11 protein-coding genes are annotated in these 15,373 nt (G+C 51.1%); all 11 read left to right on the forward strand.

From position 1 onward, the window contains the following. Positions 1 to 35 precede the first annotated feature (35 nt). The 11 genes from NE473_RS09450 to NE473_RS09500 all read left to right on the forward strand — a co-directional run bounded on the left by NE473_RS09450 (position 36) and on the right by NE473_RS09500 (position 15,366). Complete coding sequence (locus NE473_RS09450; protein ID WP_055651768.1) at positions 36 to 935, forward strand: MurR/RpiR family transcriptional regulator; 900 nt, start codon at positions 36 to 38, stop codon at positions 933 to 935. Between the two features lie 153 nt (positions 936 to 1,088). Continuing rightward, the gene (locus NE473_RS09455) at positions 1,089 to 3,023 is read left to right on the forward strand and encodes a beta-glucoside-specific PTS transporter subunit IIABC (protein ID WP_055651767.1); all 1,935 of its coding nucleotides are present in this window, start codon (positions 1,089 to 1,091) and stop codon (positions 3,021 to 3,023) included. Next, on the forward strand, positions 3,007 to 4,410 hold the full coding sequence (locus NE473_RS09460; protein ID WP_155521617.1) for a glycoside hydrolase family 1 protein: 1,404 nt from the start codon (positions 3,007 to 3,009) through the stop codon (positions 4,408 to 4,410). The genes NE473_RS09455 and NE473_RS09460 overlap by 17 nt, the downstream gene beginning before the upstream one ends. Before the next feature lie 310 nt (positions 4,411 to 4,720). Then, the gene (locus NE473_RS09465) at positions 4,721 to 6,076 is read left to right on the forward strand and encodes an ABC transporter substrate-binding protein (protein WP_055651765.1); all 1,356 of its coding nucleotides are present in this window, start codon (positions 4,721 to 4,723) and stop codon (positions 6,074 to 6,076) included. A gap of 85 nt (positions 6,077 to 6,161) precedes the next feature. Further along, the gene (locus tag NE473_RS09470) at positions 6,162 to 7,037 is read left to right on the forward strand and encodes a carbohydrate ABC transporter permease (RefSeq protein WP_172682293.1); all 876 of its coding nucleotides are present in this window, start codon (positions 6,162 to 6,164) and stop codon (positions 7,035 to 7,037) included. Between the two features lie 15 nt (positions 7,038 to 7,052). Beyond that, positions 7,053 to 7,865, forward strand: a complete 813-nt coding sequence (locus tag NE473_RS09475; RefSeq protein WP_055651763.1) for a carbohydrate ABC transporter permease — start codon at positions 7,053 to 7,055, stop codon at positions 7,863 to 7,865. Positions 7,866 to 7,882: 17 nt separating this feature from the next. Beyond that, entirely contained in the window at positions 7,883 to 8,602 is a 720-nt protein-coding gene (locus tag NE473_RS09480; protein ID WP_055651762.1) for a GntR family transcriptional regulator, read from the forward strand. Positions 8,603 to 8,619: 17 nt separating this feature from the next. Continuing rightward, positions 8,620 to 10,191 (forward strand): sulfatase-like hydrolase/transferase, encoded by a 1,572-nt coding sequence (locus NE473_RS09485; RefSeq protein ID WP_055651761.1) that lies wholly within the window; start codon positions 8,620 to 8,622, stop codon positions 10,189 to 10,191. After that, on the forward strand, positions 10,181 to 12,649 hold the full coding sequence (locus NE473_RS09490) for a glycoside hydrolase family 38 N-terminal domain-containing protein (RefSeq protein WP_055651760.1): 2,469 nt from the start codon (positions 10,181 to 10,183) through the stop codon (positions 12,647 to 12,649). Before NE473_RS09485 ends, NE473_RS09490 begins: the two co-directional genes overlap by 11 nt. A 27-nt stretch (positions 12,650 to 12,676) precedes the next feature. After that, complete coding sequence (locus NE473_RS09495; RefSeq protein WP_055651759.1) at positions 12,677 to 13,594, forward strand: ROK family protein; 918 nt, start codon at positions 12,677 to 12,679, stop codon at positions 13,592 to 13,594. Positions 13,595 to 13,617: 23 nt separating this feature from the next. Continuing rightward, entirely contained in the window at positions 13,618 to 15,366 is a 1,749-nt protein-coding gene (locus NE473_RS09500; RefSeq protein WP_055651758.1) for a class I mannose-6-phosphate isomerase, read from the forward strand. The last annotated feature ends 7 nt before the right edge of the window (positions 15,367 to 15,373 follow it).

Raw genomic sequence — 15,373 nt, forward strand, 5'->3', positions numbered from 1 at the left:
CGGCCTTTTCTTATTACTTTCAAAGGGGTGATCGGATGATTCTGGAAAAATTAAAACGCATGGAAGGGTTTACCCACCAGGAGCAGGCGGTGGCACGCTACATTCTGGAGCACGTGGAGGAAATCCAGCAGATGTCCACCGAAGAACTGGCCAGAGTATCCTATACCAGTAAGGCTACGGTGGTGCGTCTCTGCAAGAAACTGGATACGGCAGGCTATCAGGAACTGAAACTGAAGCTGGTTTCAGAGCTGGTACAGAATATCCGTGTCAACCAGCTTCTGAACAGGGAGCCGATTACGGAAACGAGCACGCTGCAGGATATCCTCCAGACGCTTCCCAAGCTGTACGACAAGGCGATTACTGATACAGAGCTGTGTATGGACAAGAATGTTATAAAACGCATCTGCAACCGTATTAGAACCTCAGACCGGATCGATATCTACGGAAATGGAATCAGCTATATCCTGGCGCAGTCAGCCGCATTTAAATTTGCCACCCTGGGGATGGAGTGCGCCGCTTACGACAGTGTCAATGCTCATTTTCTGTCTGCGGGGAAAACGAAGAAGACCGTGTCGTTTGTCATCACCTTTACCGGGGCAAATAAGAGTATGATTGATACCGCCAGATACTTAAAGGAGACGACAGAGACATATGTAGTTGGAATTGTGGGACGGCATAACGAGGAGATCCGCAAATGGTGCCACGAGATCGTGGAGATCCCCTCCCGGGACTCTCTGCTGAGCCTTAAGGTGATTACCTCCTTTACAGCCACCACCTATGTGCTGGATATCTTTTTCTCCATGCTGCTTGCCCAGACCTATGAAAGCCATGTGAAATCCTCGCTTGAAATGGTGTGCCACGAGACACTCCGGATCGGCGTGGATTACTGGAATTTGAAGGATTCACCGGAGGAAGAGGACAAGTCCATGATTTGAAGCCGTACACAGGCTTTCCTGAACCGCTGTTTCAAAAAACAGCGGTTTTTTTGGTGATTTTTGAAACGGTGAACCATTTCGTGTTTTGCGTAGTGAAGAAAGGGGAATGATGTGTTACGATGAGACCATCAAAAGAAAAAGGGGACTGAGTAAATGGATTATAAAAAACTTGCAGAAGACATCCTTGCAAAGGTCGGCGGAGAGGAGAATATCTCCGGTCTGACCCACTGTGCAACCAGACTTCGCTTTAACTTAAAGGATGAAGGAAAAGCACAGACGGAGGCACTCAAAAAAGTAAACGGCGTCATGGGCGTTATCAGTAAGGGCGGCCAGTACCAGGTGGTAATCGGAAGCGATGTAGCCAGCGTGTACAGGCCGCTTACGGAGCTGTGCGAAGTGACGGCAGGGGAGGGCGGTCAGCCTTCCCGGGAGAAAAAAGATGACAGGAAGGTTGTGGAAAAGCTGATCGACACGCTTTCCGGCATTTTTACACCGATCCTTCCGGCTATCACTGCGGCCGGTATGATTAAGGCGATTCTGGCGCTTTTGACGGCGTTCAGCCTGGTGGACAAGACGGGAACCACGTATCAGACCCTGAATTTTATGGCGGACGCGGCGTTTTATTTCCTGCCGGTCCTGCTGGCCAATTCGGCGGCTAAAAAATTCAAATGCAATCCGTACCTGGCCATGATGCTGGGCGGCATGCTGCTCCATCCGGATTTTGTCAACATGGTGGCGGCTTCGAAGGAGAGCGGGGAAGCGATTCGGATCTTCCTGCTTCCCATCACCAATGCGGGATACTCCTCCTCCGTACTTCCGATTATTCTGATCGTATGGTTCATGTCCTATGTGGAACCGATTGCGGACAGAATTTCCCCTAAACCTGTTAAATTCTTTACAAAACCGCTGATTACCGCGATTGTGACAGGGATTGTGGGTCTGGTGGTCATCGGGCCGATCGGAACGATTATCAGCAACTTGATCGCCTCCGGCGTACACGGCTTAAACAATTACTGCAGCTGGCTCGTACCGGCTCTGGTAGGCGCATTTACACCGCTCTTAGTTATGACGGGAACTCATTACGGCCTGATACCCATCGGTATCAACAACCGTATGACCATGGGATACGATACCCTGATTTATCCGGGTATGCTGGGCTCCAACGTGGCCCAGGGCGGAGCAGCTCTGGCGGTAGCCTTAAAGAGCAGGAAATCCGAGATCAGACAGCTGGCGTCCTCCGCCGGAATCACGGCTGTCTGCGGAATTACGGAGCCTGCGCTCTACGGTATCAACATTCGCTTCAAGACACCGCTGTATGCGGCCATGATCGGAGGCGGCGCGGGCGGCTTCCTCATGGGAATCTTAAATGTTAAGAACTACTCAGGCGGATCACCGGGCTTCCTGACGCTGCCCAGTTATCTGGGAGGCGATACGCTCACCAGCTTTTACTTTGCCTGTGCCGGTGCAGCTGTCAGCGTAGTAATCGCATTTATCACCTCTTACGTTCTCTATAAGGATCCCAGCGATGAAAATGGGGAGAGGGCAGGCGGTGAAACAAAATCCGCGAAGCAGGATTCTGAATGGGATTCTGCTGAAAGGAGCAGCGGAAAGGCAGTTACCATTGCCGCTCCGCTTACCGGCGAAGTGGTTCCGCTGGGACAGGTAAACGATCCTACCTTTTCAGAAGAGATTCTGGGAAAAGGCACTGCCATTCGGCCTGCTGTTGGGCGGGTGGTATCTCCTGTAAACGGAACGATTGCCACGATCTTTGAGACCGGTCATGCCATGGGGCTCGTGTCGGAGGACGGGGCCGAAATCCTGATCCATGTGGGGCTCGATACCGTAAATTTAAAAGGAAAATATTTCTCCGTGAAGAAAAAATCCGGTGACAGGGTAAAGACAGGGGACTGTATTCTGGAATTCGACTTAGAAGCGATAAAAGCCGAGGGATATGACGTGATTACACCTGTCATAATATCGAATCATTTTAACTACAGCGCTGTCGAAACCGTGGCCGGGGGCCAGGTGGAGGCGGGAGCAGATCTGCTGCGGCTGAGCGATGGAGGTAACAATGAGAACATTTCCTGATGACTTTTTGTGGGGCGGGGCAGTTGCAGCCAATCAGTGCGAGGGCGCTTATAACGAGGACGGGAAAGGCCTTTCCGTTCAGGATGTACTCCCCCATGGCCTGCGGGGAGAGCGGGCGGAAGGACCGTCTGCTGATAATTTGAAGCAGGAAGCGGTTGATTTTTACCATCATTACAAAGAGGATATCCGCATGCTGGCGGAGATGGGCTTTAAGGTGTTCCGTACCTCCATTGCCTGGACCAGAATCTTTCCTCAGGGAGATGAAGAGCAGCCCAATGAAAAAGGACTTGAGTTTTATGACGCTGTGTTCGACGAATGCCTGAAATATGGAATTGAACCGCTGGTTACGATCTCCCACTATGAGACCCCGCTGGGGCTGGCGGAGAAATATGACGGCTGGAGAAGCAGAAAGCTGGTAGAATTTTTCGAGCGGTACTGCCGCACCATATTTACCAGATATGGCGGTAAGGTGAAATACTGGCTGACATTTAATGAGATCAATTCACTTCTTCATGCTCCGTTTATGAGCGGCGGAATTAAAACACCGCCGGACCAGCTTACGGAACAGGATTTATACCAGGCGATGCACCACGAGCTGGTAGCCAGCGCCATGGCGGTAAAGCTGGGCCATGAACTGATGCCGGGGGCAAAGATCGGCTGTATGATCCTGGGAATTACCGTGTATCCTCTGACCCCCGATCCCGACGATATGATTGCGGTGATGGAAAAGGACAGGGAGACGCTGCTGTTTGCGGACATTCATGCCAGAGGAAGATATCCGAAGTATCTCTTAAACTACTTTGAGGATCACGGAATCTCAATCCGTATGGAACCTGGAGATGAGGAGATGCTTAAGCATACTGTTGATTTCATCTCCTTCAGCTACTATTCCAGTATCTGCGCCACAACGCATCCCGAGTTAAGCGAACCGACCGGCGGAAATTTATCGAGAGGCTATAAAAACCCGTATTTAAAGGCCTCAGCCTGGGGCTGGCAGATCGATCCGAAGGGGCTGCGCTACACCTTGAACCGGCTTTACGACAGGTACCAGCTTCCGCTGTTTATCGTGGAAAACGGGCTTGGAGCCGAGGATGAGCTGGTGACGGTGAACGGGGAGAAGACGGTCCTTGACGATTACCGGATTGATTACCTGCATCACCATCTTTTGCAGGTACGGGAGGCCATCCGCGATGGAGTGGAAGTCATGGGATATACCTCCTGGGGCTGTATCGATCTTGTGAGTGCCTCCACATCAGAGATGAGAAAGCGGTACGGGTATATCTACGTAGACCGGAATGACGATGGTACGGGGAGCATGAAACGATACCGGAAAAAATCGTTCTGGTGGTACAGAGATGTGATTAAGAGCAACGGGGCCATATTGTAAATAGAATTGCAGACCGGAAGTCCGGCGGAGATGAACAACATTCCGCCGGGCTTTTTTGCTGTGTTTTTTGGCGGCCTACCGGCTGTCCTGTATCGGAATTAATACATAGTTAAAGCCTGAATGTATTAAAAATGAAGTGAATTTAATACATGTGCCAGCCGGATTTTGGCAATTTACATCAAAAATATCTTAAAAAAACAGCATAATCATGAAATAAATATACATTATAGACAATAAATAATAATTATGATAATATAATATTGTAATAATACTACATTTAAATACCAAATATCAGGGAGGTACATATCGCATGAGGAAGAGAGCAATAGCGGTGTTATTGACTGCAGCTATGATGGCATGTTCGATCACAGGATGCGGCGGAAACAGCGGGCAGACGGCGGACACGCAGGCCACAGAGAAACAGGAGACTGCAAAGAAAGAGGAGCCGGCGGCGAAGGGGGAAGAAACCACGGCGGCAGCGGAAGGCGGGGAGATTACCGGTAAGACGGAGTTCGCCAATGACAAGCTGCTTAATCTCGACTTAAGCATCATTCAGGGATACGAGGAGAGCGCCAGAAACGTAACGGGAATTGACGTGACGATTGTGACCTCACCGGATGTGGCCGCTTACAAAACATCTATCCAGCAGAGCATTCATGATAAAAGTGCGCCAGGCATGTTTACCTGGTGGGGCGGTTACCAGCTTCAGACGCTGGTTGACAACGGGCTGGTTGAGGATTTAACCGGCCTTTGGAAGGACTATATTACTCCGGCGGGCGTTTCTGCAGATATCGCCGATGCATTTACCTATGATGGAAAGGTCTATGCGGCTCCTTACAGCATCCTTTACAATGTAATTCTTTACAACAAAGAAGTATTTGACAAGGCCGGCGTAAAGGAACCGGAAACCTTCGATGAATTCCTCGGGGTATGTGAGAAGCTGAAAGCCTCCGGTGTTACTCCGATTGCATTCAAGAACGATTCCTGGGCGGGATTTATCTGGTTCCAGGCGCTGATTGCAGCGTATGAGCCGCAGCTTTATCAGGATTTGTGTGACGGGACGGCTAAGTACACCGATGAGCGTGTTGCAGAGGTGATGAATATCTGGAAGGATATGATTGATAAAGGCTACTTTACAAAACCGATCTCCATTACCGATATGGAGAAGCAGATGGCAAACGGCGAGATTGCCATGATGCTTGAACCGAATCGTGAGATCAGCCCGCTGGTGAAGGACTACGGCATGGTATCCGGGGAGAACTTGGAGTCCTTTGTAGTTCCTTCCATGAACGGGGATAAGAAGGTAATCTTCTTTGAGGCGGCTCCCATCTGTGTGGCAAAAGCCAGTGCGGACAAAGGTTCTGCCATGAAGGCTATGGAGACGTGGTATAACAAGGAACTCCAGAATTATATTTACGAGAACATTGGTTTAGCCAATACGAGCACAGTCGATGTCACGGATCCGGCATACAAGAGGACCCTGGAATACTCAGCGAAACCGGATGAGATAACACTGATGCTGAGATATTATGAGAATACTCCGGAAGATATCAGAAATGTGGCATTGGATGAATTGATGCGTTTTGAACTTGGCAACGGCACCATTGAAGACGTGCTTGCCACGATTCAGGCAAAGGCCGATGAATACTGGGCCAGCGCAAAATAGTAAGGTTACAGACCCGGCGTCCCCGTAAGCGGCGGCGCCGGGTTCATAAAGGCTGCCGCCAAGGCGTTCTGTAAGGAGGATTAACATGGAGGAGCAGAAGAAAAACAGAAAAATAAAATGGAATACCGACTACTTATACCTGGCGCCAGCGGTACTGTTCGTCGGCTGTTTTTTTATCAGTTCTATTATTTTTACCATTAATTTAAGCTTTTTTGAGTGGGATGGCTTTTCTCCCATGAAGTTTACCGGTTTTTCTAATTATGTCAAACTGTTCCAGGACCCCAATTTCAGAATTTCCTGCATGAATACCATTATCTGGGTAGTCTGCTCTCTGGTGGTCTCTCTGATCATTCCCCTGTTGTTTGCAATTCTCATATCCAACAGCTTCTGGCCGTCAGGATTTAAAAATGTATTCTATTTTCCAACTGCACTGTCAGGGACCGTGGGCGGCATCGTGATTGCAACCATCCTCTCCCTTTCCGGACTTCCCCAGATCTTTAAGCTGCTTGGAATGGATGAACTGGTCTATGACTGGCTGTCAATTCCATACGTGAATACGTTTATCATGATTGCAACCGGACTGTGGCAGGGAATCGGACTCAATATCCTGCTGTTTATATCAGGGCTGAACAGCATGGACAGAAGCCCTGTGGAGGCGGCAAAGATCGAAGGGGCAGGGACGATACAGCTGTATCGGAAGGTTATTCTGCCGCTGTTAAAGCCTACGATCATCGTAGTGCTTCTGATGTCTCTGGTAAACAGCTTCAAGGTATTCGACAGCATCTGGGTCATGACAAAGGGAGGTCCCTACCGGACCAGTGAGACGCTGGCGCTTACCATGTATCTGGAATCCTTCGCATACGGAAGGCTTGGAGCGGGCGCGGCGGTAGCCGTGGTGCTGACGGTTGTCATTCTGATTGTCTCTTATTTTAATATCAGAAATACGTTCCAGGAAGACTGAGAAAGGGAGGAAGATATGAAGAGTAAGTATAAGTGGCTGATTAACGGCATTTTGTGTCTGATGACCCTTGTGTGGATTGCACCGGTGGTCTTTGTACTGCTGAATACATTAAAGGGCAAACAGGAGTACAACTTAGGCAGCCTGTGGGATCTTCCAAAGGGCAGTCAGCTGTTTGAGAATTTCAAATACATCATTGACAGTAAAGTGATCTTTGACGGGATGGCCAGCAGCTTTCTGTACGCGGTGCTGGGAGCCGGAGGAGCGCTCATTATGGCGATTCTGGCGGCGTATGCAATTGCACATTTACGGATTAAGCACCCGATGTTCTGGTTTCTGTTTATTTACAGCGGAACGATTTTCCCGTTTCAGATTTACTTAATTCCCATCTATAAAGCGTATTCCAGGGTCGGGCTCTATGATACGAGAACCGGCATGATCCTGTTTTATATGGCGATCTGCATTCCGTTCTGCATGTTTGTACTGCGCAATTTCTTTATGGGAATCGATAAGGAGATCAGTGAGTCTGCCAGAGTGGATGGCGCATCAAAGCTTCAGGTGCTGACGCGGATCTTCGTTCCCATGGCCAAGGCGCCGATTGCGATTTTATTCATGTCACAGTTTAACTGGTCATGGAACGATCTGATGTTTGGTCTGACATTTACCAAGACACAGGGGATACGGACCGTGATGGCTACGGTTTCCCTCATGGACAGGGGAAATGTGCCGGTGCTGTTTTTGACGTGCCTTGTGGCGTCTCTGCCGACGATCATTCTCTTTATCCTTCTGCAGAAGAATTTTGACAGCGGTTTTGTATACACGACAAAGTGAGAGAGGAGGGGAGAACGATGCTTAACCGGGAAAAAGGTGCGCCGCCTCTGTACCATCAGCTGAAGGAGATCCTGAAGCAGGAGATCGAAGAAGAAAAATATAAGAAAGGCGATATCTTTCTGACGGAACGGCAGCTTCAGGAGAAATACGATGTGAGCCGGGTCACCGTCCGCCAGGCAGTCAGCGAACTGGTGAATGAAGGGTATCTGCAAAGCTCCAGAGGCGTCGGAACCACCGTGGTATTTAATAAAATAGACGAGAATTTAAAGCAGGTGATCAGCTTCTCCGAGGAAATGGGCCGCCACGGCATCACCATGATGACCAGTCACTGCGTCATGAGCCGGGAAAGGGCCGGAAAAACAGTGGCTGAGAACTTAAAACTGGATCAGGACAGTTACTGCTATAAGCTGGAGCGGGTTCGCTGTGCACAGAATATTCCTGTTGTGTATTCCATCACATGGCTGACCAACAAGTACCGTCTGCCCATTGACAACGATTTGTATAAAGATTCGCTGTATAAGCTCTTAAAGGAAGAATACGGCATCGTGATAGCCAGGGGCAGGGATACATTTGAAGCGGTTTTAGCCACGGAAGTGACAGGGAAATTCTTAAATATTGATCCCGGACAGCCTGTGTTTAAACGGATCCGCAATACGTACGACCAGGATAACGACGTCCTGGAGTACACAATCTGCTATTATCCCGGAGAACGGTATAAATATTCGGTAGAGCTGTAAAGGAAATGGAGAATTGCATGAAAAAGAAAAACATTGTCTTTATCTGTACGGATCAGCACCGGACCGATACGCTGTCGGCATACTGCAGGGATACCGTATGCCGCACGCCGAACCTGGATGCCCTGGCGGCGGAGAGCGTGGTGTTCGACCACGCATATGCCAGCAATCCGGTCTGTTCACCGGCCCGATGTTCCATGCAGACGGGACTGTATCCGTCGAAGACCGGAATGGAGACCAATTTATACCAGACCGGAACGAGAACCCATGAGCTTCAGGATACGGATTACTTACTCAGCCGGAGGCTCCTCCGGGCCGGCTATACCGCGGCCTATACCGGGAAATGGCATCTGGGCTTTGGACGGGATAAAGAGGCGTCGGCAGAGGGGCAGATTCTGCTGGACCGGCTGAAGCACGGAAGTATGGAAGGCGCGGCCTACATGGGGTACGGCACGCTTCCCACAGATGTTGGCTATCTGGGAGACGATTTTCCGGGCCATGGAAACGGCGGCTGGGCTTATCCGCAGTATCAGGAGTATTTAAGGGATCACGGACTCACCCTTGAGATCATCAATCAGGGGCCGGACCGCAGGCCGGGGGACCACTCCTTTATGGGGGAGGTGGTTTCACCGGTTGAAACGACAATTGAATATTATGTAACTGAACGGGCCATCAGGCTGACGGAAGAGATGGCGGGACTGGGAAAGCCGTTTTTCATGAACTTAAACTTCTGGGGCCCCCACGAACCGTTCTTCGCACCTTCTGCCTGGCTGGATGTCTACCGCCATATGGAGCTTCCGCAGTGGCCCAGCTTTGAGGAACCGGCGGAGAATATGCCGCGGATCTACGAGATGCTCAGAAGACCGGAGAAAAACTGGACGTTTTTCCAGGAGACGCTGCGCCATTACTATGCATGTGTCAGCCACATTGACAGTCAGATCGGAAGATATCTTACATGGCTGAAGGACAACGGGCTTTATGATGACACGGTGATTCTGTTTTCCGCTGATCATGGGGACAATCAGGGCTGCCACGGAAAGCTGGAGAACAAGTCCTACGGAATGTATGATGACACCGCCAGAATCCCTCTTATGATAAAACCGGCAGCCGATGGAGCGGAGATTGGGGAAGGCTTAAAAGGGTATCATCAGAAGGCGCTGGTGGGCACGTGTGATATCTATGCCACAATTTTGGGGCAGGCAGGCTTTGTGCCGGAGGATGACCACGGCTTCGGAGACGGCCGTGATCTAAGCGGATTTATCACAAACCCGGAACAGGCATGGAGCGATGAGATCGTGACCGAGGGAATGGGGGCGCTGGATATCGTAGCGACCCAGCGGATGTACCGGAAGGGGAGATATAAATATATCTTCACCGCAGGTGATATGGATCAGCTCTTCGATCTGGAGGCGGACCCGTTTGAGATGAATAATCTGGCACGGAAAGCGGAGTGGGCTCCGCTTCTGCTGGAAATGAAAAACAACTTTGCAGACTGGATGAAGCGGCACCGCGATCCGGCAGAAGCGGGATTCTGCAAGATGAACCGGATCGGGAAATGGGCTGTGGAACAGGAGGAAGAATATGGCATGTAAGAAAGCCTGGAAGGTGTATCTGATTCATCACTCCCATACCGACATCGGGTACACGGAGCGCCAGGATAAAATTATGAGATACCACTGTGATTTTGTGATGCAGGCCATCGATATTTTAAACAGAATTCACGACGGCAGGGCAGAAGACGCGAAAGGCTTCGTATGGCAGTGTGAGAATTTCTGGCAGGTCAGGAACTTTTATGAGAATGCGCCGGAACCGTACATCCGGGACTTCGAGCGCTATGTAAAGACCGGTGAGATCGGATTGTCCGGCAATTACTTAAATATGACAGAGCTGGTATCTGCAGATGTTTTAGACAGCAGAATCCGTCTGGCGGAAGAATACGGAGAACGGATCGGACGGCCGGTTGTAAGCGGTATGTGTGCGGATATCAACGGCATGGCATGGGGATACGGGGATGCCCTGTATGATCACGGTGTGACGAATTTCTTTACCTGTATTCATCCCCATCACGGCATGTTTCCCCTGTATAAGAAACAGCTTCCATTTTACTGGGAAACACCGAAGGGAAACAGAATTCTTGTCTGGAACGGAGACTACTACCATCTGGGAAACGAGCTGTTCTTTGCCCCTCACGGGGGAAATACGTATCAGATCAGGGATGAGTTTCATGACCCCATGAATCGCCATATGATCCTGAACCGATCCTCTAAAGACACGGATGAGAGGGAGCGGGAGATCGGAAGAATCCGTCTGGGGCGCTACCTGGAGAATCTGGAGGCTGAGGGGTATCCCTGGGATTTCGTACCTTTTATGATTTCGGGCTGCATCACGGACAATGCGCCTCCCAGCATGGCCGTGGCAGAGCGGGTCAATGAGCTGAACCGGGTGTACGGGGGACAGATCACGTTTCAGATGGTGAATCTGGACCAGTTTTTTGAAACGGTGAAGGAACGGTGCCGGGAAATACCGTGTTACCGGGGAGACTGGAATGACTGGTGGGCAGACGGTGTCGGATCAACGCCTGCGGCCGTCCGGATCTATCTGGATGCGAGGCGAAAGTATGATATCTGCGGAAAGCTGTCGGAAGAAGAGGATTCATGGGAAAAGGAATTAAAGGAAGAGGCGGCCGAAAACATGATGCTGTACGCCGAACATACATGGGGATACTCGTCCTCTGTCATAGAGCCGTGGGAACCGCTGGTGGGAAGCCTGGAATGGAAGAAGGCCTCTTACGCGGTTAATGGGAATTCAGCGGCCTCCCAATGGCTGGACCGGCTTCTGGCAAAAAGAGGGGAGATCACCATCTGCAGCGAAAAAGGACAGCGTTACCGGATTATCAACCCTCACAACAGGAAGGTTCACGACAGCGTGGATTTGTATATAGAGCATTGGGAGTATGTGGAAGGTGTCCGGTATGATACAGCGATACCGGTGGAGGTGAGAGACTGCGCCACCGGAGAAGTGATTTTGAGCCAGGTCCGTATGACGGCCAGAGCTGCCGCGGTCCAGATCGCACTGGCTATGGAGCCGAAGGAAGAAAGAGATGTGGAGATCCGGCTGGTTCACAGGAGAACGCTGGTTACATATCGGAATACTCCTTATATGGGGGCGGAAGGCGTAGCCGATCTGATGGAAGCAGGGCTGCGTAAGGACCATGGCTGTGTGGAGACGCCATATTACCGCGTGGTGTTTGACCAGGAGTCCGGTATCTCGTCTGTTACTGATAAGATCTGGGGAAGAGAGCTTTTAAGGAGTGACCGGACGGAGGCGCCGTTTTCAGGAATCTACGAGATAACCGCCATGGAGGGCGGTCCACAGGAGATCAGGAGAAGTATGGGCCGAAACCGGAAATCAACCGCCACCAGACGGTACAAAAGCAGTTTAAGGAGCATAGAGGTGGTGGAACGCGGTCCTGTCTATACGGCCGTGGAGTTGAAATACAGCCTCGAGGGCTGCGGTTTTTACAACGTGTATCTGAAAATCTATGAAACTGTGAGAAAGCTGGAGGCACGTGTACGGATTCATAAGAACAGTGTATGGGAACCGGAAAACCTCTATATCGCACTTCCATTTACTGCGGGAGACGGCGGTGTCAGCTATTTAGATAAGACCGGCTGTGTGATCCGCCCCGGTATCGATCAGCTTCCGGGAAGCTGCCAGGATTTTTATTTACTCCAGAACGGCGTGGCGTGGGAGCAGGACGGCCGGATCGTGACGGCGGCGTTCAAAGACTCGCCCATGGCAGTGTTCGGTGATCTAAAGGCGTCGCCGGTCCGTCTCTGTGACGGAGCAGATGAAGGGAAGAACCGCGGGCCGCTGTATTCCTGGGTGATGAACAATTTTTGGGAAACGAATTTTAAGGCAGACTTAGGCGGCTTTTACGAGTTTGCCTATACGGTCAGAACCATGGAGAACGTATCTGCGCCGGAAGCCCTTGAAAGCTGTGAAACAGACAATGAGGGACTTTTGGCCTTCTACATAGAGAAGGCGTAGCTTCATGCTGACCGGGAAAGGAAGAGTATGGAATCCTGTTATCTGATGATGGATGTCGGCGGTACCGGGATAAAAGCAGGGCTTTTTTCCCGGTCCGGAGAGATGGTGGAACGCGTCCGTTCCTTTCCGGCAAGGGCGAAGGAGGGGCGTGAGGAGATATTCCGGAATTTTGCCTGTATCATACAGGAGATGGCAAAAGACCGGATGGTGGAAGGGATTGGCATGGCATTTCCCGGTCCCTTTGACTATGAAAAGGGAATCAGCCTGATGAGAGGGCTGGACAAATACGATTCGGTCTACGGGATTCCCGTCCGGGAGGGTGTGATGGAACAGCTGGAGAGAATCGGCAAAACCGAGAGCGTGGCGCGCGGCTGCCGGTTCCTGTTTCTTCACGATGTAGAAGCGTTTGCCATCGGCGCCTGTCGGCAGGGACGCATGGCCGGGTGTAAAAAGGTGATGTGCGTGTGCATTGGAACAGGCGCCGGCTCTGCATTTGTGGAAAACGGCTGTGTTGTAAAAAAAGCGGGCGGAGGCGTACCGGAAAACGGCTGGATCTACAATACACCCTTTAAAGAGGGCGTGATCGATGATTACGTATCAGTCAGAGGGCTAAAAAGGCTTACGGAAGGCGTATTTGCGCGGCCGGAGGCTGTTGACGGGGCGAAGCTTTTTGAACTGGCAGAGGCCGGCAGCGAGGAGGCCGCGAAAGTCTTTGCTGCATTTGGTGAGGATGTAAGTGAAGCGCTGACGCCTTTCCTCAAGTCGTTCCGGCCCCAGGGACTGGTGCTGGGCGGACAGATCGCAAAGAGCTTTCCCCACTTTGGAATGCAGCTGCGTGAGGTATGCAGGCATACGGGAACTGCTGTATTTACCGAGCCGGATACTTCAATCCGCGCGATGGAGGGCCTGTACGCCGTGATGGAACCGGTTACCGGGGCGAAATGAATACAATGGAAGGAAACTAAGTTATGATAAATCGGGAAGGCTATGGAAATTACGATTTGCATCCATATAAAGAGATAAAAGGATATGAGGGGCACGCCCTGGAAGGCGGCTGTGCTGTTCTGGCTCAGCTAAAAGCAGAAGAGAAAGCGGGAAAACGGGTGATCGTCTGTGATTTCTATCCCGGCGTGGACCGGGAAGAGGCTGCCGGACTTTTAAAACAGCTGGAACCGGCGCTGCTCATCGATGCAGATGCGTGCGCAGTTCCGGAAGAGGAGCTGACCGCACAGTGGAAGGACTATTTAACCGATGACCGGGTCTTTGGCGTGATATGCCATAAGAGCTTTAAGGACTGTTTTTCGGAGGAGAAGCTGGAAGCGGCAAGAAAAGCGGTGGAAGAGACGGAATCGGGTCTTGTGGTGGTGTACGGCACCGGCGCTTCCTATATTACATACGGGGATGTGTACGTATATTTTGATATGGCCCGCTGGGAGATCCAGCTCCGTTACCGGGCCGGAATGCCTAACTGGAATTGTTCCAATACCGGGGATCCGGTCTTAAGTAAATACAAACGGGGCTTTTTTATTGAATGGAGGCTGGCGGACCGCTATAAAAAGGAGCGGTTCCAGCGGTTCGATTATGTAGTGGATACCAATGAGAGAAATAATCCGAAGATGATCACCGGGGAAGCGTTCCGGGAGGCGCTCTGCAGAGTCAGCAGCGAGCCGTTCCGCCTGCAGCCCTACTTCGATCCCGGCGTGTGGGGCGGCCAGTGGATGAAAACCAGATTCGGTCTGGACCCGTCGGAAGATAATTTTGCCTGGAGCTTTGACGGCGTGCCGGAGGAGAACAGCTTAAACTTAAAATTCGGCGAGGTGACGGTGGAAATTCCGGCCATGGACCTGGTGCTGTACCAGCCGGTAAAGCTGCTGGGCGACCGTGTCCATGCAAGGTTCGGGGCAGAATTCCCTATCCGCTTCGACCTTCTGGATACCATGGGAGGCGGAAACTTATCACTGCAGGTGCACCCTTTGACCGAATATATCCAGGATCAGTTCGGGATGCATTATACCCAGGATGAGAGTTACTATATTCTGGATGCAGGAGACGACGCCTGTGTCTATCTGGGCGTTAAAAAGGACGTGGACAGAGACGCCATGTTCCACGATTTAGAGGAGGCGAGAGAGGGGAAAATCCTCTTTCCGGCAGAGCATTACGTGAACCGGATTCCGGTGAAGAAGCACGATCACGTTCTGATCCCGGCCGGAACGATCCACTGTTCCGGAAAGAATGCCATGGTGCTGGAAATCAGCGCCACGCCTTATATCTTTACCTTTAAGCTGTGGGACTGGGGCAGAGTGGGCCTGGACGGTCTTCCGCGCCCCATCCATTTAGAGCACGGAGCAGCGAACATCCAGTGGGACCGCGATACGGACTGGGTATACGACAATCTGGTTCATCAGGAACGGACCATACGGGAGGAGGAAGGCCTTAAGCTGGAACGTACGGGACTTCACAGCCGGGAGTTTATCGAAACCCACCGTTACACACTGACAAAGCCGGTAGAATGTTCCATGGAAGACAGCGTTCACGTGCTGAACCTGGTGGAAGGGGAGAAAGCGTTTATTGAAAGTCCGGAAGGCGCCTTTGAACCCTTTGAAGTTCATTATGGAGAAACCTTTATTATTCCGGCGGCTGTAAAGAAATACCGCGTCCGGCCGGCCGGAGCCGATAAAAAAGAACCGGTGGCTGTGATTGCCGCTTCAGTAAAATAAGCCTTAA

Source organism: Hungatella sp. SL.1.14 (assembly GCF_024460495.1).
Taxonomy (GTDB): domain Bacteria; phylum Bacillota; class Clostridia; order Lachnospirales; family Lachnospiraceae; genus Hungatella; species Hungatella hathewayi.

Excerpts from the sequence above, each read along its gene's own strand:
- NE473_RS09460 (WP_155521617.1), top strand. The coding sequence starts at position 3,007 with ATGAGAACATTTCCTGATGACTTTTTGTGGGGCGGGGCAGTTGCAGCC.
- NE473_RS09490 (WP_055651760.1), top strand. The coding sequence starts at position 10,181 with ATGGCATGTAAGAAAGCCTGGAAGGTGTATCTGATTCATCACTCCCAT.
- NE473_RS09485 (WP_055651761.1), top strand. The coding sequence starts at position 8,620 with ATGAAAAAGAAAAACATTGTCTTTATCTGTACGGATCAGCACCGGACC.
- NE473_RS09475 (WP_055651763.1), top strand. The coding sequence starts at position 7,053 with ATGAAGAGTAAGTATAAGTGGCTGATTAACGGCATTTTGTGTCTGATG.
- NE473_RS09450 (WP_055651768.1), top strand. The coding sequence starts at position 36 with ATGATTCTGGAAAAATTAAAACGCATGGAAGGGTTTACCCACCAGGAG.
- NE473_RS09500 (WP_055651758.1), top strand. The coding sequence starts at position 13,618 with ATGATAAATCGGGAAGGCTATGGAAATTACGATTTGCATCCATATAAA.
- NE473_RS09470 (WP_172682293.1), top strand. The coding sequence starts at position 6,162 with ATGGAGGAGCAGAAGAAAAACAGAAAAATAAAATGGAATACCGACTAC.
- NE473_RS09455 (WP_055651767.1), top strand. The coding sequence starts at position 1,089 with ATGGATTATAAAAAACTTGCAGAAGACATCCTTGCAAAGGTCGGCGGA.
- NE473_RS09495 (WP_055651759.1), top strand. The coding sequence starts at position 12,677 with ATGGAATCCTGTTATCTGATGATGGATGTCGGCGGTACCGGGATAAAA.
- NE473_RS09465 (WP_055651765.1), top strand. The coding sequence starts at position 4,721 with ATGAGGAAGAGAGCAATAGCGGTGTTATTGACTGCAGCTATGATGGCA.
- NE473_RS09480 (WP_055651762.1), top strand. The coding sequence starts at position 7,883 with ATGCTTAACCGGGAAAAAGGTGCGCCGCCTCTGTACCATCAGCTGAAG.